Origin of the sequence: Actinoplanes sp. NPDC024001 (assembly GCF_040638955.1) — a bacterium.
Lineage (GTDB): Bacteria > Actinomycetota > Actinomycetes > Mycobacteriales > Micromonosporaceae > Actinoplanes.
Window position 1 is genome coordinate 36674 of the sequence record NZ_JBEZZB010000056.1, and the last position, 19322, is coordinate 55995.

Consider the following 19322-nt stretch of genomic DNA (forward strand, 5'->3'; position numbering starts at 1 on the left):
AGCGCCTCTCGGCCGGAGAACCCACGATACCCACTCTTTCACTTGGCGTCGGCGTAGGCACCAACCACTGAGACGTCGAGCGGGAAACGCACGGTCGTCGCGCCGAACAGCAGCCGCCCGGCGGTGGCCGCGCTCTCGTGCACCGCCGCGACCACCGCGTCGGCCTGCTCGGCGGGACAGTGCACCACCACCTCGTCGTGCACGAAGAGCACCAGCTCGGCGGCGGTGCCCTCCAGCGCGGTGCGCAGCGTGGCCAGCAGCACCAGGGCCCACTCGGCGGCCGTCGCCTGGATCACGAAGTTGCGGGTGAAGCGCCCCCGCGCCCGCCCCGGCGGTGGGGCCACCTCGTCAGGCGGGTCGAGGCCGGCGTCACGCCCGGAGCCGGACGGCGGCGGGCAGGTGCGCCCCAGCCAGGACCGGACCAGACCGCCGGCCTCGCCGGTGCGGGCGGCGGCCTCCACATACTCGAAGGCTGTCGGATACTGGCGGCGCAACACCGCCAGGGCGGGGATGGCGTTGCCGCCGGTCTGCCCGTACATCGCGCCGAGCAGGGCGATCTTGGCCTTGGCGCGGTCGCCGTCGAACGAGTCGGTGGCGAGCGCCGCATAGAGGTCGCCGGCCGCGGCGGCACGGGCCAGCCGCTCGTCACCGGAGACCGCGGCCAGCACGCGTGGCTCCAGCTGGCCGGCGTCGGCGACCACGAAACACCAGCCCGGATCGGCGATCACCGCCCGGCGCACCACCTTGGGAACCTGGAGGGCACCGCCACCACGGGTGGCCCAGCGGCCGGAGACGACGCCACCCGCGACGTATTCCGGGCGGAAGCGGCCGTCGCGGACCCAGTCGGCGCACCAGGACCAGCCGTGCGCCGTCCAGATCCGGTAGAGCTCCTTGAACTCCAGCAGCGGGGCGACCGCCGGATGCTCGACCTTGCGCAGCACCCAGGCCCGGGTGTTGGGCACGTCGACGCCGGCCCGGGCGAAGGCGCGCACCACCTCGGTCGGCGAGTCGGGGTGCAGGCCGTACGTGCCGAAGGCGGCGTTGATCTCGGCGGTCAGCTCGGCGAGACGCCGGGGCGGCCCGACGGGCTGGGGTGGGCCGAGCAGCTCGCGCAGCAACTCGTCGTGGACGTCGGCACGCCATGGCAGGCCGGCGTGGCCCATCTCGGCGGCGATCAGCGCCCCGGCCGACTCGGCGGCCACGAGCAGCCGGAAACGGCCGGGATGGGTGGTCTCGGCGATGCGGCGGTGCTGTTCCTCGTACACCTCGAGGAGATCGTGGATCTGGAGAGCCTGCGCCGTCAGGGTCTCGAAGAGCGCGCCCTGGGCGAAGCCCGGCGGCTCGGCGCCGGGCCGCAACGGGTCCGGCGGCGCGGGCAGGCCGCGCGCCCGGGCCCAGGCCGCGGCCGGATTGCGGGGCTCGCCCCAGCGACCGGCGTGGCCGAGCAGCAGCGCCTCGGTGAGCTCGAGGTCGTGACACCGGGCGACCCGCACGCCGGCCCGCAGCAGCGCCGGATAGAGGTCGGCGGTCGAGGCCCAGATCCAGCGTGGGTGATCGGCGGCCTCGCGCTCGGCAACCGCCCTGGCGAGATCGCTGACGTGCCGCGGCGGCACGCCGGCGGAGAGCTCCGCCAGAACGCCACCGCGGCCGTCGGGATCGGGTGAGACGGCTACCAGCACGCCGCCATTGTCACCCCCGGGTATGACATCTATTGCTCGCTGGAGCGAGCCCAGAGGTTGATGCCGGAATCGGTCGCATATTTGTCGATCTCGGCCAGCTCGTCGCCGGTGAACGCGGCGTTGTCCAGGGCGGCGACGTTCGCCTCCAGCTGGGCGACGCTGCTCGCGCCGAGCACCGTGGAGGTCATCCGCGGGTCGCGCAGCGTCCAGGCGATCGCCATCTGCGCCAGGCTCTGCCCGCGCCGCTCGGCGATCGCGTTGAGCGCCCGCACCTTGTCCAGGTTCTCGTCGCTGAGCAGCTCGGTGCTCAGCGACTTGTCCTCGCTGGCCCGCGAGCCCTCCGGGACACCGCCGAGGTAGCGGTCGGTGAGCATGCCCTGGGCGAGCGGCGAGAACGCGATGCAGCCCGCGCCCACCTCCTGCAGCGTGTCCAGCAGGCCGTCCTCGATCCAGCGGTTCAGCATCGAGTACGACGGCTGGTGGATCAGCAGCGGCGTGCCGAGGTCGCGCAGGATCGCGGCCGCCTCCGCGGTCTTCGCCGGCGAGTACGACGAGATGCCGACGTAGAGCGCCTTGCCGGCCCGCACCGCGGCGTCCAGCGCGCCCATCGTCTCCTCCAGAGGCGTCTCCGGGTCGAAGCGGTGCGAGTAGAAGATGTCGACGTAGTCCAGGCCCATCCGCTTGAGCGACTGGTCCAGCGAGGCGGTCAGGTACTTGCGGGAGCCCCAGTCGCCGTAGGGCCCGGGCCACATGTCGTAGCCCGCCTTCGTGGAGATGACCATCTCGTCGCGGTGCGAGCGGAAGTCCCGGGACAGGTGCCCGCCGAAGTTGCGCTCGGCCGACCCGTACGGCGGGCCGTAGTTGTTGGCCAGGTCGAAGTGGGTGATGCCCAGGTCGAAGGCCCGGCGCAGGATGGCCCGCTGGGTCTCCAGCGGCTTGTCGTCGCCGAAGTTGTGCCACAGGCCGAGCGAGACGGCGGGCAGTTTCAGCCCGCTGCGGCCGGTACGCCGGTATTCCATGTCAGTTCAGCTCCGCGAGGTCGTCGGCGGTGAGTTGCAGTGAGACCGCCCGCGCCGAGTCCTGGATCGTCTCCGGGCGGCTGGCGCCGGGGATCGGGATCGAGACCGGCGACTTGGCGAGGTGCCAGGCGAGGCAGACGCGCTGGGGGCTCACCCCGTACCGTTCGGCGACGGCGGCGAATGCCGCCGCGTGACCGCCCAGCTCGGCCGCCCGGCTGATGCCACCGAGCGGCGACCAGGGCAGGAAGGCGATGCCGAGCTCGGTGCAGAGTTCGAGTTCCGGCTCGGAGGAGCGGAAGGCCGGGGAGAACTGGTTCTGCACCGCGACCAGCCGGCCACCGAGGATCTCCTGGGCCTGGCGGATCTGGTCCGGGTTCGCGTTGGAGATGCCGACCATCCGCACCTTGCCGGCGTCGAGCAGGTCGCGGACCGCGCCGATCGAGTCCGCGTACGGCACCCGCGGGTCCGGCCGGTGGTGCTGGTAGAGGTCGATGGCCTCCACCCCGAGGCGCTTGAGCGAGGCCTCGCAGGCCTGCTTGAGGTAGTCCGGCGAGCTGTCCAGGGTCCAGCTGCCGTCCCCCGGCCGCAGGTGCCCGCCCTTGGTCGCGACCAGCACGCCGGAGGTGTCCCCGCCGTAACTGCTCAGGGCGCGGGCGATCAGCGACTCGTTGTGCCCGACCTCGTCCGCGCCGATGTGGTACGCGTCGGCCGTGTCGATCAGGGTGATTCCGGCGTCGAGGGCGGCGTGGATCGTCCGGATCGAGCGGTCCTCGTCCGGCCGGCCCTCGATCGACATCGGCATGCCGCCGAGGCCGATCGCGCTGACTTGTACGTCACCGATTCGTCGGGTTTGCATGAGCTCCAGCTTCGTCCGCCGGAGACGCCGCGTCCAACAGAAGAAACCGCTCGGATTCAGCAGCTAGAGTGCTCAATCGTGGAACTGCGGCATCTCGAGTATTTCGTGGCGGTCGCCGAGGAGCAGCACTTCACCCGGGCCGCGAAGCGGATGCGGGTGGCCCAGTCCGGCCTGTCCGCCTCGATCCGCTCGCTGGAGCGGGAGCTCGACGCCGAGCTGTTCGTCCGGCACACCCGCCGGGTCGAGCTCACCGACGCCGGGCAGGCGCTGCTCGCCGAGGCGCACCGGACGCTGGCCAGCGCGGCCGCGGCCCGCAACGCGGTGGCGGCCGTGCGCGGGCTGCTGCGCGGCAGCCTGGCGGTCGGCTCGGAGCAGTGCCTCGGGGTGATCGACCTGCCGCCGCTGATCGCCGCGTTCCGCCGCGCCCATCCCGGTGTCGAGGTGCGGCTGCGCTACGCCGGCTCCGGGCACCTGGTCGAGCAGGTGCGCACCGGGCAGCTGCACGCCGGGTTCGTCGCGCTCTCCGGTCCGGCACCCGACGGGGTACGACTGCTCTCGCTCGGCACCGAGTCGATGACGCTGCTCTGCCACCCGGCGCACGAGCTGGCCGAGCGGGACGAGGTGACCGTCGAGGACCTGACCGGCGAGGACTTCGTCGACTTCAGCCCGGACTGGGGCGCCCGCGGGGTCAACGACCTGACCTTCGCCCGGGCCGGCGCCGAGCGGCGGGTCGCGGTCGAGGTCAACGACGTGCACACCCTGCTCGACTTCGTGCACCAGGGTCTCGGCGTGGCGCTGGTGCCGGCCCCGGTGACCCGCAAGCCACACGCCAAGGGGCTGCACGCGGCCCCGCTCGCCGGGCCGGGACCGGCCTGGCAGGTGGCGGTGGCGCTGCCGTCCGGGACCCCGGCCGGGCCGGCCACCGGCGCCCTGCTGCAGCTGGCCCTGCCGGACGGTCCGCGGTGAGCCCCCGTGACTCACCCCGGCTGACTACTTGACGGCGCCGGCCGTCAGACCCGCCTGGATCTGCCGCTGGAAGATCGCGTAGACCACGATCATCGGCAGGATCGAGAGCGTGAGCGCGGCGAACAGCTGTCCCCACTGGGCCTGGTAACCGGCGGACACGCTGATGTTCGCGATGCCCTGGGTGAGCACGTACTTCGACTCGCTCTGCATGATCACGACCGGCAGCAGGTACTGGTTCCACTGGCCGACGATGTTGAAGATCGTGATGCTGACCAGGCCGGACTTCGCCATCGGCATCATCACCTGGAAGAACCGGCGCAGGTGCCCGGCACCGTCCACGGTCGCCGCCTCCTCGATCTCGTGCGGCAGCGTCCGGAAGAACGCGACCAGGAAGAAGACCGTGAACGACAGCGAGTAGGCGATGTAGATCAGGATCAGGCCGAAGTACGAGTCCAGCAGGTTCAGCGACTGCGCGATGCCGAACAGCGGGGCGAGCGCCATGAACGTGGGGAAGGCCAGTCCGGAGACGAACAGGTAGTAGATGAACCGGTTGCCGACGAACTTGTAGCGGGCCAGCACGTAGGCGGCCATCGACCCGAGCAGCATGGTGCCGGCCGTGCTCACCAGCACCACGAAGACGCTGTTGAGGAAGTACTCGCCGATGTGCGCCTCGCGCCAGGCATCGGCGTAGCTGGTCAGCGAGTAGCTGTCCGGCAGGCTGAACGGCTCGCCGAGGAAGATCTCCTCGTTGGTCTTGAACGAGGCCAGCACCACCCAGATCAGCGGGCCGACCGTGGCCAGCGCCCACAGGAAGAGCGCCAGGTGCGCGACGCCACCGAGCGGGTTGACCTTGCGGCCGTCGCGGGTGGAGCGCTGGGGCTTCGCGGCCACCCCGGCGGCCACCGTCTCGGCGCCGGGGATGCTCTTGAGTTTCATCATCGTCTCTCGCCTCTCGCGGATCAGGCTTCGACGCTGTCGCGACGGGTGACCCGCAGGGTCAGCCACGCGAAGCTCAGGGCCAGGAAGAACAGCACCACACCGATCGCCGAGGCGTAGCCGGCCTGGGAGTACTTGAAGGCGTTGAGATAGATCTGCATGCTCAGCACCTGGGTCGAGTTGTTCGGGCCGCCCTGGTTCACGGTCATGATGTTGACCAGTGCGAAGGCGTCGAACGCGGCGATGCCGAGGTAGATCCAGGCGACCTGGATGTTGCCCCAGAGCAGCGGCATGGTGATCCGGAAGAACAGGGTGATCCGGTTGGCTCCGTCCAGCGCGGCCGCCTCGTAGATCTCCTGCGAGATCGAGCCCATGCCGGCCGAGAAGAGCACCACGTAGAAGCCGACCGCCTGCCAGACCAGCACGATCAGGATGCAGGTCAGAGCCCAGTTCTCGTCGGCCAGGAACAGCCACGGCTCCCAGGAGTCCGGGAGCAGGCCGTTGATCATGCCGCTCTTGTCCGGGCCGTACACCCGCTGGAAGATCACCGCGACCAGGGCCAGCGCCAGCAGCTGCGGGAAGAAGAAGACGACCCGGTAGACCTTGGAGCCCCAGACGCCGCGGGTCATGCCGCCCTTCGACCCGCCGCCGACGTTCAGCAGGAACGCGAAGAGCAGCGCGATCGCGATGATGGCGAGCGGCATCACGAGCAGCAGGTAGGCGTTGTGCCGCAGCGCGGTCCAGACGACCGGGTCGTTCCAGAGCTTCACGAAGTTGTCGAAGCCGATGTCCTTGAACGTGCCGTAACCGGTCCAGTCGGTCAGCGACAACCGGAACATCTGCAGGTACGCGCCCACCACGAAGATGGCGTAGAGCGCCACCGGCACGGCAAGGAAACCGATGATGAAGGGATACTTGCCATGCCGCATGGCGCTTTACCGTCCTACCTACTACGTGACGTGCTTGCTCAGGCCCGGGTGTTCTTGGCGATCGAGGAGTCCTTGGCGACCTCCTGGGCCACCTTCTCCATCGTGTCGCAGAACTTCTGCGCGTCGCCGCCGTTGAACATCAGGGCATTGACGGCCTCCAGCGAGGCGTCGTTCATCTTCTTGTACCAGGTGTCCCACAGGTAACCCATGAAGACGTCCTTGCCGGCCTTGGTCAGCATGTCGTTGCCACTGGTCAGACCGGGCGAGATGGTCTGGCCGTCGGCCGCGCCGGCGACCACGGTGAGCGACTTGGTCAGCTTGGTGAACTCCAGCGCCGCCGCCTTGGAGAGCATGACCCGCAGGTACTCCTTGCCGCCCTGGACGTTCTTGCCCTTGGTCGACGCGAAGTAGATCTCGCCCGCCGCCGCGTTGATCGCGGTCGCGGGGAGCTGGTCCGAGGTGGTGACGCTCGGGTACGGCATGACCGCGTACTCGAAGTTCGGCGTGATGCTGGCGGCCTGCTCGTTCTCCAGCCAGGAGCCGCACGGGTAGATCGCGACCTTGTCCTGGTTCTGCTGGAGCTGGACCTCGGTGTGCCGCAGGCCGAGGAAGCTCTTGTTCATGTACTTCGCGCCGATCTGGCCCCAGGCCTCGGCCGCCTGCTTGATGGCGGGGGCCTGCCACGCGCCCGGCTTGAGGTTGTCCAGGTCCTTCAGCACCTGCTCGGTGCCGATCTTGGCCGCGCTGGTCATGATGGCGCGCACCATGTAGTACGCGGCGTTGGAGCCCGCGTACGCGAACGGCGTGATGCCGGCGGCCTTGATCTTGTCGCACAGGGCGGTGAAGTCGGCCCAGGTGGTCGGGACCGTCCAGCCGTTCTTGTCGAACAGCTTCTTGTTGTAGTAGAGGCCGAAGACGGTGAAGGAGTAGTTCACCGCGAACGGCTTGCGGCCGCCCTCGACGTCGTACGTGCCCTGCTCGATCGCGCCCGGGACCAGGGTCTCGGCGACGGTCTTGCCCTCGATGTCGAACGACGGGGCCGCGAACAGGTCGGTCAGGTCGGCGGCCTGGCCGGCCTTGACGATGGCGCCGAAGTCCATCATGTCCGCGCCGGAGTTGTTGATCATGTCGGGCGCGTTGCCGGCGTTGAGCCGCGGCTTGATCGTGGTGGCGATCTGCTCGGTCGCGTTGTACGTGACCTTCGACTCCGGCCACTTCTTGGTGTACATCGGGGTGTCGACATCGGTGGCGTACTTGGTGCCGAGGCCGCCGTCGAAGATGACGATCTCGATACCCGCCTTGGGGTCGATGCCGAGCGGGTTGTCCGCCGACTTCGTCCCGGTGGCCTGCTCGTTCTTCTCGTCCCCGCCGCCGCCGACGCAGGCGCTGAGCATGCCCACGGCGGGAGTGGCGGCGACACCGACCGCGGCAGCGCGGCGCAGCAGGGTACGACGGTCGAGCTCGGAGTTCGTTATGTCAGACATCGATGTCCTTTCAGAGGATTCCGGGAGAATACTCAGCCCTTGACGGCGCCGGCAGTCAGCCCCGTGGCAATGTTGCGCTGAATCAGCAAGAAGAAGATCACCACAGGCAGGGACGTGATGATCGCACCAGCCATGAGAGGCCCCCAGGCGGTACCGCGCTCGGTCTGGTTGTAGAGCAGCCAGGCCATCAGGTTCTGCTTCTCCGGGCTGTTCAGCGTGTTGATGATGATGAACTCGTTCCACGCCTGGATGAACCCGTAGATCGAGGTGGCGACCAGGCCGGGGCCGGTCAGCGGCAGGATGATCCGCCAGAACACCTGGAACCGGGAACAGCCGTCGATCATCGCGGCCTCGTCCAGCTCGCGCGGGATGCCGGAGATGAAGCCGCGCAGCGTCCACACCGTGTACGGCAGCAGCAGCACCAGGTAGACCAGCGCCACACCGATCAGCGAGTCGGTCAGCTGAGCGCGCTGCATCATCAGGAACAGCGGGATGAGCAGGGCCAGGAACGGCACCAGCTGCACCGCCAGCACGACCAGGATGATCGCCTTGCGCCCGTAGAACGAGAACCGGGCGATCGCCAGCGCCGCGAGGAAGCCGACGACCAGCGCCGCGGCCACCGCCATGGCCGTGATGATCAAGCCGTTGATCATCGCCGGGATGAACAGCTCCTCGCCGAGCGCGGACTTGAAGTTGTCCAGCGTCGGGTTCTGCGGCAGGAACGTCGGCGTGAAGCTGCGTACCTCGTTGTCCGGCTTGAACGCGGTGTTCAGCACCCAGTACACCGGGAAGAGCATGAGCAGTCCGAAGACGATGCCCGTGGTGTTCGCGAAGAACGTGCCGGTCCGGCTGCGTCCGACGGTGACGACACCCTCGTCGTGGCGAGCCATCAGTCCACCTCTCCGATCTTGAACATCTGGCGGATGTAGAACACCATCACGCCGAACATCAACAGCACGGTGATCACCGCGATCGCCGAGCCGTAGCTGTAGCGGGACTGCCCGAACGCCTGCGTGTACGAGAAGGTTGACAGGGTCTGATAGACCGGCTCGGGGTGACCGTCCCGCAATGCCCAGTTCTGGGTGAAGAGACCGAAGTTCCAGATCACCGAGAGCGTCGTGACGATGGTCAGCAGCGGCTTCAGGATCGGCAGCGTGATGTTGCGCAGCGCCTGCCAGGAGGAGGCGCCATCCACCGTCGCCGCCTCCAGCAGCTCCTTCGGCACCTGGGTGAGGCCGGCGCTCAGCGAGATCGCCAGGAACGGGATGCCGGCCCAGACCACCAGCGTGGTGATGACCGCCCAGCCCTCCCACGGGTTGACGAACCAGCTGTGGTTCGCGAAGTCCACCCCGGGAATCTTGTCGATCAGGTAGTTCAGGACACCGAAGTCGGAGTCGGTCAGCCAGCGGAACGCCTGCGCAGCAACCAGCTGCGGCAGCGCCCAGACGAACATCATCGCGACCATCATGAAGATGCGGACCCGGGGGTGCACCCGGCGCATCAGCAGGGCGATGCTCAGGCCGAGCAGCACCGAGATGGTGACCGAGACGACCGTGAAGGCCGCGGTCCGCGCCACGACCCCCCAGAAGACGCCGTCACCCAGCGCCTTCGTGTACTGCTCGAAACCGACCCACGGCGGCGTCAAGCCGGTGATCAGCTCACGCAGCCGCATGTTCTGGAACGACAGCACGATCATGCGGTACAGCGGATATGCCAGCAGAGCGGCCAGGATCAGCAGCGTGGGCAGCGAGAGCAGCCACGGGACCCGGGCATCGCTGCGGTTACGACGACGGGCCCGGGTCGTGGGCTTCGGCTGGGGCGGGGAGTCGACGGCGTACATCAGTGATCCCTCCAGGCGTGCCGCCCACTCCCGGGCCGGGAGCGGGCGGCACAGCGAAATCAGGCCTCGTTGAGCGTGCTGTTCATCTGCTCGTCGGCCCACTTGGCGCCGTCGGCCACCGACTTCTTGCCGGTCAGGATGTCGGTCAGCATGGTCTGGAGAACGTTGCCCTTCTCCACGTCAGCCCACTTCTCGGCGTTCGGCGGGAACCAGCTGGCCTTCGCGGCGAGCGCGGCCGGCGCGATCGCCGGGTTCTCGGCGGCCTTGTCCAGCAGCGCGGTGGAGTTCGGCAGCGCGTTGGCCTTGATCAGGCCCTCCATCGACTTGCTGTCGGTGAACGCCTTGATCCACTGAGCGGCGAGCTCCTTGTTCTGGCTCTTCTGGGTGACACCCAGGTTGGAGCCACCGAGGAAGGAGGGGACCTCCGGCATCGGGGCGGCCTTCAGCTTGCCCTTGACCTTGGTCGGCACCAGCTCCGAGTTCGGGTCGTTCGGGTCCTTGCGGACCTCCTCGGCCACACCCTGCTCCCAGGCGTTGCCGTAGAACATGCCGGCCGAGCCCTGCGAGAAGATGCCCGCCTGCTCGTTCTCGTTCTTGGTGACGTCAGCCTTCGAGTACTTCTTCACCATGTCGACCCAGGCCTGCAGGCCCTCCTGCGACTGCGGCGAGGAGAGCTGGCCGACCCACTTGTCGCCGTCCTTCTTGGCGATCTCGCCGCCCTTGGACTTGACCCAGGACATCGCCGCGTACCAGTACTGGCCCGGCATGTACACGGCGCTGAACTTCTTGTCCGCGGCGTTGCCGGTCTGCAGCTTGTCGGCGGCCGAGAGGAAGTCCGCGTAGGTCTTCGGGGCCTCGGTGAGGCCGGCCTTCTGGAAGAGGTCGGTGCGGTAGATCAGCACCCGGGCACCGGCGTAGTAGGGCACGCAGTAGGTCTTGCCGTCCAGCTCGCAGGCGCCCGAGAGGCCCGACAGCCAGGTGTCGGAGTTCTCGAAGTCACCCTTGTTGAGCTCGGCGAAGCCGCCGTTGAAGACGTACTTGGAGAACTCGGTGTTGCCCAGCTCGACCACGTCCGGGACGTCCGAGCCGGCCAGCGTCGCGTCCAGCTTGGTGAGGTGGTTGGCCCACTGCTGGTACTCGACCTTGACCTGAGCGCCGGTGGCCTCGGTGAACCGCTTGGTGGCGTCCTCGACCACGCCCTTCCAGGCGGTCTCGGCGTCGACCATGAGCCAGACCTTGAGGGTCTTGCCGGTGCCGTCGACCTTGGCGTTGGCCGAGGTGGCGCCTTCGTCGCTGCTGTTGCCGCCGCATGCGGCAACGCCGAACAGCGACGCAGCGAGCGCCGCGGCGACCGCGATCTTGCGCTTCACTTTTCCTCCCGAGGGGGTTTTCAATCTTGAGAAAGGGTTCAGCTGTCTTTCGCGGCCTTGTGCCCGTGCACCGCCTGGGCGGTGCGCTGGAACGCGGCGTGCGATCGTTCGTGGGTGCGTTGCGCGACGGCGACGTAGAGCAGGTCGAGGACGACCAGTTGCGGGTGGCGGGCGCTGAGCGCGTCCGGCCGGAAGGTCGTCGCCTGGGTGGCGGTGAGCAGGACGATGTCGGCGAGCTCGGCCAGCGGGGAACGGGGGAAGCTGGTCAGCGCGATGGTGGTGGCGCCCCGGCTGCTCGCCTCAGCGAGCAGCTCGATCGTCTCGCCGGTCTCGCCACTGTGCGAGATGCCGAGCGCGACGTCGCCGGGCCTCGACAGCGCGGCGCTGGCCAGACCGTTGTGCACGTCGGTCCAGGCCCACACCGGGATGCCGATGCGGTGCAGACTGAACTGCATCTCCTCGCCGACCAGCGCGCTTCCGCTGGCGCCGAAGATGTTCACCCGCGGCGCGGCGGCGATCGCCACCGCGGCCCGCGCCACCTCGCCCAGATCGAGCAGCGAGGCGGTGTCGTGCATGGCCCGGGTGTCAGCCGCCATGATCTGCCCGAGGACCCGTTCGAGCGGGTCGTTCGGTTGGATCTCCCGGCCGATGTCCACGGTCCAGCCGGCCGAGCGCGCCCGGCCGGTCTCCGCCGCGATGCCGAGGCGGAGGTCCGCGTACCCGTCGAAGCCCATCGCCCGGCAGAAGCGGGTCACCGTGGCCGGCGACGTGCCGCTGCGCTCGGCGAGCTCGACGATCGTGGCTCGCGACGCGGCCGCGGGATCCGCGAGCACCTGCTCGGCGACCCGCTGCAGCGCACCGGTGAACTCCGGCAGCAGCGTGCGCAGTCGCAGCAGGACCCCGTCCTCGTTCGCGAGCGGCGAGCTCCCGTTGAGGGCGGCGCGGTCGCGAACCAGCGAGTCGGCGACCGCGGTCATCGCGGTGCCGTCCATCTCCGGCTCAGCCATCGGACACCCTTTCAGGAAGGACTGTTTACTGTCGCGGTAAAAGTTCTTACTAACCGCCCCTCGCTGTCAAGACTGTGAAGGAAGTTTTCAAAACGTGACCTGGCCTGCGGCAATGAACTGATGTTTCGCCGGTGCCGTATGACAGCCATCGATCCGGAAATAACCCTTACGACGTGGCCGCCATCACATGCCCGCGTTAAGCCCGTTTTGTCCTCGTCCGAACGTTCGATGCCGGCTTCTCTTTCGGCCGATGCGCGATGGCCCGTTCGGTCAGTCCCGGTGACGCGGCGAAACCTCGCCGTTACTCAAGAAACAAGATCAAAAAAATTCTCGGTACGGCCGTGTGGCCCCGAGAAGCAGCTACCCATGCCCGTGGCATCCCGCCGGCCAGGCACAACACCGGGCCCCCGGGCCCGCGCCGGGCTGATGCGCCACCCCCCGCACCCAGCCCCGCCCACAAGCCAGCACCCGCAGACAGCCACCCCACACGGCTGACGCCCAGAGCGCGCCGGGCCGCCGCGAGACAGCGCTACCGGGCAGCCGCGCCACCCGGCTGACGCCCAGAGCACCCCACACCGCCGAAAGGCAGCACTCGCAGACAGCCGCGCCACACGGCTGACGCCCAGAGCACGCCACACCGCCGAAGGGCAGCACTCGCGGGCAGCCGCGCCACACGGCCGACGCGCGGAGCACGCCGAGCAGCCCGGAGGCAGCACTGGCGGGCAGCCGCGCCACCCGGCTGACGCCCAGAGCACGCCACACCGCCGAAAGGCAGCACTCGCAGGCAGCCACCCCACCCGGCTGACGCGCAGAGCACGCCACACCGCCGAAGGGCCGCACTGGCGGGCAGCCGCGCTACACGGCTGACGCGCGGAGCGCGCCGGGCCGGTGGGGGGCGGCGCTGGCGGGCAGCCTCGTCGCCTGGCTGGTGGCCAGTGCGTGCCAAGCGGGGCGGCGGGCGGGTGACCCTGAGGGGGCGGGGCTACTTGGCGGTGTCGTGGATGGCCTGGGTGAAGGCCTCTGAGCGGTGTTCGAAGTTGCGGAACTGGCCATAGCTGGGCGCGGCCGGCGACAGCAGCACCACCCCGCCGGCGGGGGTCAGCTCGCGCGACAGGCGGACCGCGTCGGACAGGTCCTGCGCCGGCACGGTGCGCACCTTCGGCAAGCCGGCCAGCTCGGCCAGGATCCGCGGCCCGCTGTCCGGCATGCCGATCACGGTGAGTTCTCGCGTCTCCAGGAACTCACGTAACGGTGCGTAGTCAAGCCCGCGATCCGTCCCACCGACGAGCACGGTGAGTGGCCGCCCCTCGTACGCCTCGATCGCGTGCATCGCCGAGTACGGGCTCGTCGACAGCGTGTCGTCCACGAACGTCAGCCCGGACGGGTCCTCGATCTCGGTGAGCCGGTGCGGCAGCCCGCGGAACGCCCGCACCGCCTCCTCCAGCACCCCGCGCTGCCCCACCACGTCCACGCCCATGCCGTCGAGCACGGCGAGCGCCACGCACAGGTTCCGCTCGTTGTGCCGCCCCTTCAGCCCGAGCGCCGCCCGTTCGAACAGCGGCTCGTCGCTGCAGAACACCGTCGCGTCCTCGACCCGGAAGCGGGAGTCGTCCGCGGCCGCCGGCACCGGCGGGAACCCGCTGCGGTCGATCACCCCGCGGATCTCGTCGCGCAGCCGCTCGTCCGCACCGTTCACCACGATCAGCTCGGGCCCGTGCTGGAGCAGGTTCAGCTTGTCCCGGTAGTACTCCCGCTCACCACCGTGCGCGTCCAGATGCTCGGGGAAGAGCGAGGTGACCACCGCCACCCGCGGCGAGTCGGTCAGGTCGGCGCACTGGTAGCTGCTCAGCTCCAGCACGTACAACTCGGCCGGGGGCAGGTCGAGCAGCGGAATGCCGATGTTCCCCCCGTACGCATTGGGTTGTCCGACTGCGGCCAGAAGGTGGCTGATCAGGCTGGACGTGGTGCTCTTGCCCTTGCTGCCGGTGACGCCGACGGTCTGGCCGGCGTGCTCGGCCATCCACAGCGCGCTGCCGCCGGTCACGGTGATCCCCCGGGCGCGCAGCTCAGCGAGGTACGGGTGGGTCTGCGGCACCCCGGGCGACCGGACCACCACGTCCGCCGTGAGCAGCGCCGCCTGCGCGTGCTCGCCGCCCGCCAGCGGGGCCAGTTCCGCGAGTTCGCCGGTCCAGTCGACCGACAGGTAGTTGGCGCTGTCGTCGACGGCGATCAACCGGGACGGCTGGTGCCGGGCGATCGCGGTCACCGCCGCCCGCCCCTCGCGGCCGGTCCCCCAGACCGCCACCGAGCGGCCACGCAGATCTGCCAGGCGCACGTCGTCTCCCTCGCACTTCGAATGCAGCACAACCGGACTAATATTGCCCGTCGGCCAGATGACAGGAGTTCCCGGGTGCAGTTCGACGTCATGCGCTTCCCCTCGTACGCGTTCGATCCGTCGACGGGGGTGGCGACGTTCGACTACCTGCTGGACGGGCCGGAGCCGCTGCGCTTCACCGAGACGATCACGTTCCCGGTGCCGGAGCGGCCGGACGTCCCGGAGGCGTTCCTCCGGGTGCTCGACCTGCTGCACGTGGTCGCCGGGGTGAGCTACTACAAGGTGGGCGCCCCGCCGCGGGTGGTCGCGCCGAAGCCGGTTCCGGTCGAGGTGGCGCAGTTCTTCACCGCCGTCTACACGCACGGCCTGGCGGAGTACGCGTACCGCAACCAGCTCGCCCACGTGCTGGAGCTGACCGTGGAGTCCCCCGGCACCGCGCCCGCCGCGGCCCCGGTCGAGGTGCACGGCCGGCCGCTGTCCGCCGTCGGCGGCGGCAAGGACTCGATCGTCACGCTGGAGATCCTGCGGGCCGCCGGCCTGGACCCGGTGCCGTTCTCGGTCAACCCGAACCCGGTGATCGAGAACGTGAACGCCGCGTCCGGCCTGCCCGCCCTGGCCGCCCGTCGCAAGCTGGACCCCCGGCTGTTCGAGCTCAACAGGGCCGGTGCGCTGAACGGGCACATCCCGGTGACCGCGATCAACTCGCTGATCGCGATCGCCACCGCGACCTGGCACGGTCTGGGCCCGGTGGTGATGTCGAACGAGCGGTCCGCCTCCGACCCCAACCTGGTGTGGAACGGCTTCGAGGTGAACCACCAGTGGTCCAAGGGCGTGGTCGCCGAGGGTCTGCTGCGGACCGCGGTGACGGCCTACACCGGACTGACCGACCCGTATTTCTCGCTGCTGCGGCCGCTCTCCGAGCTGCACATCGCCCAGCTCTTCGCCGATCACACAGCGTACGATGACGTCGTCACGAGCTGTAACAAGGCGTTCAAGCTGCACGACCCGACCGCCCGCTGGTGCGGTGACTGTCCGAAGTGCCGCTTCGTCTTCCTGGCGATGGCGCCGCACATGTCGCGGGAGCGGCTGGCGCACATCTTCGGTCACGACCTGTTCACCGACGAGGCGCAGATCCCCGGTTTCCTGGAGCTGCTCGGTGTCGACGCGCACAAGCCGTTCGAGTGTGTCGGCGAGGCCGAGGAGTGCCTGGTGGCGCTCGCCATGCTGACCGACGACGCCCCGGTGCTGACGGCGCTGCGCGCGGCCGTTCCGGACTCGGCGTGGGCTGACGCCTCGCACAGCGACGTCTTCACCCCGGGCGGCCCGCACCACATCCCGCCCGCGTACCGGAAGATCCTGGACGAGGCAGTGGCGAAGTGACCGACGGGATCTACGTCGGCAACGCCGATCCGGACGCGCTCGCCGATCACGGCTGGCTGCTGGGCCACTTCAAGCCGGAAGGCGACCCGCGGCACAGCACCGACGTGGAGATCAAGTGGGGCCGGCACCCGCGCGGCGACCGGCGGGCGCGGTGGGTCCGCGGTGAGCACCGCACCGCGCTGCTGGTGCTGATCAGCGGCTGCTTCCACATGGAGTTCCCGGAGCGCACCGTGGTCCTGGACAAGCAGGGCGATTACGTGGTCTGGGGCCGCGGCGTCGACCACTCCTGGTTCGCCGCCGAGGAGTCGGTGGTGCTGACCGTGCGGTGGCCCTCCATCCCCGGGTACGCGGTCCGCTAATCCGGAGTGTCGCCGAGTGCGACGAGCACCTCGCGCAAAGCGTCGATGGCCGCGCGGGTCGTCTCCGGCGGCACGTCGCGCAGCCGGCCGGCCTGGGCGGTGGCCGCCGCCCGCACCGCCTCCTCGGCCTTGGCCCGGCCGGTGCCGGAGAGCCGCACCCAGGAGCTGCGCGCGTCGGACGGGTCCGGGTCGCGCTCGACCAGTCCGGCTGCGGAGAGCCTGCGCAGCACGTTGCTGGTGCCGCCGGAGGTGAGCGCAAGCCGCTGGGCGAGCTCCGAGGGCCGTAACCGGTACGGCTTACCCGCGGACCGCAGCACCGCCAGCACGTCGTAGTCCGCCTTGGTCAGGCCGAGCCGCGCCAGCCGGGCCTCCACCGGTGCGTTGAGCAGCGCCGCGAGCCGGGCAGCCCGTTTGCTGAGCTCCAGCTCCGCGCCCACCACTCCGGGCAACTCGACGCTCCACGCGCCGGCGATCTCGTCCACGACGTCCCTGGCCACCGTGCCATCGTACTTGCGCCCAAAAAGCTTTCGAGTTAGCTTTTCCAAAAGCTTTTTAGGAGGAGAAATGGATCTGCTGATCAGGGGTGGCCGCCTGCTCTCCGGGGAGCGCGCCGACGTGCTCGTCGAGGACGGCCGCATCGCGGCGATCGGCGCCTTCCCGGCCGCCGGGGCACGCGAGGTGATCGACGCGACCGGACTGGTGGTGGCACCCGGCTTCGTCGACGGGCACTGCCACGTCTGGCAGGCGCCGCTGCGCGGGATCGGCGCGGACATGACGCTGCCCGACTACCTGGCCACGGTGCTCGGGCCGGTGCTCGGCGCCTACGGGCCGCGGGAGGCGCACACGGCCACGCTGCTCGGCGCCGCCGAGGCGCTGGACGCGGGCGTCACCACCGTCCTCGACTTCTGCAACGTGACCACCACCCCCGAGCACACGGACGCGGTGCTGGACGCGTACGCGACCGCCGGCATCCGGGCCGTCGTGGCGCACAACGACCCGGACGACGTGCCGGAGGCCCGGCGGATGGCCGGTCTCAGCGGGCGCGTCACCGGGGCCCTGGCGATCCTCGGTACCGGGCCCGGGCCCTGGGCCGACGCCGTACGCCAGATCGAACTGGCGCGCCGTCTCGGCCTGCTGGCCACGATGCACGCCGGCGGCGGCCCCGGCTCGCCGCTACCGCGGATGCATCACGACGGCCTGCTCGGTCCCCACCTGCACCTGGTCCACGTCAACCAGATGACCGACAGCGAGGCGCGAATGCTGGCGGACACCGGCACCGGCGTCACGGTCACCCCGGTCGTCGAGGCCACGATGGGCCACGGCGCCTCGCCGTTCAGCCGGTTCGCGGCAGCCGGCGGCCGGGCCGGGCTCGGCACCGACGTGGCGGTCAACGCCCCGCCGGGCCTCTTCGAGCCGATGCGCGACACGCTTCGCACCCACCGCGCCGCGACCGGCGGCATGGTCCCCGCGGGCCGCGTCCTGGCCGCCGCCACCGCCGACAGCGCCCAGGCCATCGGCCTCGGCCACGAGGTCGGCTCGGTCACCCCCGGCCGGCGAGCCGATCTCCTGCTGCTGGACGGTCTGGCTCACCTCTCCGGCGAGGCCGAGCTGACCGGGGCGATCGTCACCGCGCTGACGCCCGCTCACGTCCACACGGTGCTGGTCGACGGCCGGGCTGTGAAGCGCGACGGCAAGCTCTTGCACCTGGACCTTCCCGGGCTCCGGCGGGCCGGCACCGACCTCGCCCGCGCGGCCCGCCGGAGCCCGGCAGTCGCACTCCGGCCGTGAAGGATCCGGCCACCCGCGCTATTCGGGGACGTCGTGGTGGATCCGCTCGGGGGCCACGCCCAGCTCCTGCAGCGCCACGCTGGTCGCGGCCAGCATCAGCGGCGGGCCGGCCAGGTAGACCTCGTGGCCGGACCACTCGCCGTACGCCGCGACCGCGTCCGTGACCAGCCCCGACGGGTACCGCCCCGGGTCGCCCTCGGCGATCACCGGCACGACCGTGGCGCGCGGCGCCGCGCGGGCGATCTCCGCCAGGTCGGGCATGTCGTAGAGCTCCTCCAGGACGCGCACGCCCCAGAACAGCACGGCCGGGCGCGGGTCCGCGTTGGCCGCCAGCTCGGCGAGCATGGCCTTCATCGGGGCCACCCCGGTGTCGCCGGCGATCATCAGAACGCCGCGGCCGGGGTCGTCCGGCAGGCCCATCTCACCCTCGGCGCGGCTGATCCGGATCGGGTCGCCGACGCGGGTGTCGTGGACCAGCGTGCCGCTGACCCCGGTCTCGGTCTTGGCGCGCACGTGCAGTTCGACGAGGTCGTCGCGGTGCGGAACCCGGGCCAGCGAGTACGGCCGCCACACCCCCGGCACCGCGGGCACCTCGACCCGCGCGTACTGCCCCGCCCGGTACGGCATCGGCAGGTACGGCCGCAGCCGTAGCACGGCCAGGTCGGGCCGGCGCAGCTCGTGCTCGACCACCTCGGCGTCCCAGACCGTCGCCTGATAGCCGGTCAGCGTCCCGCCGTGCACCATCCACTCGTAGGCGTGCTGCCAGCTCCACCGCCACGCCTGGTCGAAGTCCTGCCGCCACGCGCCGGGCGCCATCCCGGCCCGCATCGCCTCGGCCAGGGCCGGCCCGACCAGGTGCAGCTGTTTCCACTGCACCCCGCACTCGGCGAGCACCGAGCCGAGCGCGGTGCAGCCGGCCACCACGGTGGGCGGCGAGTCGAAGTGGTGGGTCAGCCAGGTGAGCGCCCGCGCGAACTGGCCGCGCTGGGTCTCCGGTGAGCCGGGCAGCACGGCGAGCAGGTCCGGCTGCGCCCGGTAGAGCGCGTGCCAGAGCCGCTCGGCCACCTCCTCGGTGCCGCCGGCGAAGGTCAGGCTGGTGCTGAGCAGGCGCTGCGTGTCGCGCAGCGCGGCGTCGTCGGCCGGGTCCATGCCGTCCTGTCGCAGGGGGGTGGATGCCAGGGGGCGGGTCGGGAGGTGCGTGGGCGGCTGGCCGGGGAACTCGGTGCCCGGCGCCCCGATGGGGCGCGCGCCGGGCACCGGCGGGATGGTGGGCACGGTCTCGGTGCCACCCACCGGATTGACCCCACCGACCGGTACGCCCCAAGCGCCGCGCCGTGTCTTCCGGGCGGCCAGCCCGGCTCTGCCCAGGGTGGC

The 19322-nt window shown here is 70.3% G+C and carries 17 protein-coding genes; 4 read left to right on the forward strand and 13 right to left on the reverse strand.

The annotated features are described in order from the left end of the window. Positions 1-38: 38 nt before the first annotated feature. From AB0F81_RS22555 to AB0F81_RS22565, 3 genes are all read right to left on the reverse strand, one after another. Complete coding sequence (locus AB0F81_RS22555) at positions 39-1634, reverse strand: bifunctional 3'-5' exonuclease/DNA polymerase (RefSeq protein ID WP_360200302.1); 1596 nt, start codon at positions 1632-1634, stop codon at positions 39-41. Positions 1635-1708: 74 nt separating this feature from the next. Next, positions 1709-2698: an L-glyceraldehyde 3-phosphate reductase gene (gene mgrA, locus AB0F81_RS22560; protein WP_360200270.1), complete on the reverse strand. Its 990-nt coding sequence runs from the start codon at positions 2696-2698 to the stop codon at positions 1709-1711. A 1-nt stretch (position 2699) separates the two neighbouring features. Beyond that, positions 2700-3554, reverse strand: a complete 855-nt coding sequence (locus AB0F81_RS22565; RefSeq protein ID WP_360200272.1) for an aldo/keto reductase — start codon at positions 3552-3554, stop codon at positions 2700-2702. 78 nt (positions 3555-3632) lie between these two features. On the opposite strand from AB0F81_RS22565, the gene AB0F81_RS22570 reads away from it, so the two are divergent. After that, the gene (locus AB0F81_RS22570) at positions 3633-4520 is read left to right on the forward strand and encodes a LysR family transcriptional regulator (protein ID WP_360200274.1); all 888 of its coding nucleotides are present in this window, start codon (positions 3633-3635) and stop codon (positions 4518-4520) included. Positions 4521-4544: 24 nt separating this feature from the next. Here the strand turns inward: AB0F81_RS22570 and AB0F81_RS22575 are convergent, their stop codons facing one another. The 8 genes from AB0F81_RS22575 to murD form a co-directional block, all read right to left on the reverse strand. Next, entirely contained in the window at positions 4545-5459 is a 915-nt protein-coding gene (locus AB0F81_RS22575; protein WP_360200276.1) for a carbohydrate ABC transporter permease, read from the reverse strand. Between the two features lie 20 nt (positions 5460-5479). Continuing rightward, on the reverse strand, positions 5480-6385 hold the full coding sequence (locus tag AB0F81_RS22580) for a sugar ABC transporter permease (protein ID WP_360200278.1): 906 nt from the start codon (positions 6383-6385) through the stop codon (positions 5480-5482). Between the two features lie 38 nt (positions 6386-6423). Beyond that, complete coding sequence (ngcE, locus tag AB0F81_RS22585) at positions 6424-7869, reverse strand: N-acetylglucosamine/diacetylchitobiose ABC transporter substrate-binding protein (RefSeq protein ID WP_360200280.1); 1446 nt, start codon at positions 7867-7869, stop codon at positions 6424-6426. Positions 7870-7901: 32 nt separating this feature from the next. Further along, complete coding sequence (locus tag AB0F81_RS22590; RefSeq protein WP_360200282.1) at positions 7902-8759, reverse strand: carbohydrate ABC transporter permease; 858 nt, start codon at positions 8757-8759, stop codon at positions 7902-7904. After that, positions 8759-9709, reverse strand: a complete 951-nt coding sequence (locus AB0F81_RS22595) for a sugar ABC transporter permease (protein WP_360200284.1) — start codon at positions 9707-9709, stop codon at positions 8759-8761. The genes AB0F81_RS22590 and AB0F81_RS22595 overlap by 1 nt, the downstream gene beginning before the upstream one ends. Positions 9710-9768: 59 nt before the next feature. Next, positions 9769-11079 carry an extracellular solute-binding protein gene (locus AB0F81_RS22600; RefSeq protein WP_360200286.1) on the reverse strand — a complete coding sequence of 437 codons (1311 nt, stop codon included), beginning with the start codon at positions 11077-11079 and terminating at the stop codon, positions 9769-9771. 38 nt (positions 11080-11117) lie between these two features. Beyond that, a complete protein-coding gene (locus AB0F81_RS22605) occupies positions 11118-12086 on the reverse strand; it encodes a MurR/RpiR family transcriptional regulator (RefSeq protein ID WP_360200288.1) in 969 nt (322 codons plus the stop codon). A gap of 982 nt (positions 12087-13068) precedes the next feature. Further along, entirely contained in the window at positions 13069-14421 is a 1353-nt protein-coding gene (gene murD, locus AB0F81_RS22610) for a UDP-N-acetylmuramoyl-L-alanine--D-glutamate ligase (RefSeq protein ID WP_360200290.1), read from the reverse strand. Positions 14422-14442: 21 nt separating this feature from the next. Here murD and AB0F81_RS22615 point away from each other — a divergent pair, with 21 nt between their 5' ends. Together AB0F81_RS22615 and AB0F81_RS22620 are read left to right on the forward strand one after the other, a co-directional pair. Next, a complete protein-coding gene (locus AB0F81_RS22615) occupies positions 14443-15801 on the forward strand; it encodes a hypothetical protein (RefSeq protein WP_360200292.1) in 1359 nt (452 codons plus the stop codon). Next, positions 15798-16160: a signal peptidase I gene (locus AB0F81_RS22620; protein WP_360200294.1), complete on the forward strand. Its 363-nt coding sequence runs from the start codon at positions 15798-15800 to the stop codon at positions 16158-16160. Before AB0F81_RS22615 ends, AB0F81_RS22620 begins: the two co-directional genes overlap by 4 nt. On the opposite strand, the gene AB0F81_RS22625 is transcribed toward AB0F81_RS22620, so the two are convergent. After that, positions 16157-16657: a MarR family transcriptional regulator gene (locus AB0F81_RS22625; protein WP_360200296.1), complete on the reverse strand. Its 501-nt coding sequence runs from the start codon at positions 16655-16657 to the stop codon at positions 16157-16159. The genes AB0F81_RS22620 and AB0F81_RS22625 overlap by 4 nt on opposite strands. A gap of 67 nt (positions 16658-16724) precedes the next feature. Here AB0F81_RS22625 and AB0F81_RS22630 point away from each other — a divergent pair, with 67 nt between their 5' ends. Next, positions 16725-17948 (forward strand): amidohydrolase family protein, encoded by a 1224-nt coding sequence (locus tag AB0F81_RS22630; RefSeq protein WP_360200298.1) that lies wholly within the window; start codon positions 16725-16727, stop codon positions 17946-17948. A gap of 18 nt (positions 17949-17966) precedes the next feature. Here AB0F81_RS22630 and AB0F81_RS22635 read toward each other — a convergent pair. Then, positions 17967-19322, reverse strand: a 1356-nt coding sequence (locus tag AB0F81_RS22635; protein WP_360200300.1) for an FAD-binding oxidoreductase, incomplete at its 5' end; no start/stop codon positions are given.